The organism is Faecalibacterium sp. DFI.5.82, from assembly GCF_029076575.1.
Taxonomy (GTDB): domain Bacteria; phylum Bacillota; class Clostridia; order Oscillospirales; family Ruminococcaceae; genus Faecalibacterium; species Faecalibacterium duncaniae.
The window spans coordinates 1-303 of sequence record NZ_JARFIS010000682.1; the positions used below are offsets into that span (position 1 = coordinate 1).

The 303-nt window shown below is 65.7% G+C and carries 1 protein-coding gene; it reads left to right on the forward strand.

Going from position 1 to position 303, the window contains the following annotated elements; all coding sequences use genetic code 11:
• Positions 1-303, forward strand: a 303-nt coding sequence (locus tag P0G09_RS18435) for a DUF4147 domain-containing protein (protein WP_275253399.1), incomplete at both ends; no start/stop codon positions are given.

Sequence of the window (303 nt, forward strand, 5' to 3'; positions counted from 1 at the left end):
CTGCTGGCCAGCGGGGCCGACAGTGTGGAGATGAATACCATCCGCAAGCGGCTTTCCGGTGTGAAGGGCGGTCGGTTCGCGCAGCGCTGTGCCCCTGCGCAGGTGTTCAGCATCTTGCTGAGCGACATTCTGGGGGACCCGCTGGATATGATCGCCAGCGGCCCGGCGGTGCCGGAGACCTCCACCTGCGCCCAGGCGCTTGCCGTTGCCGAAAAGTATCATCTGGCACTCTCAGCACAGGCCCGGGCCCTGCTGGCGCAGGAAACGCCCAACACGCTGGACAATGTGACCACCCGGATCACC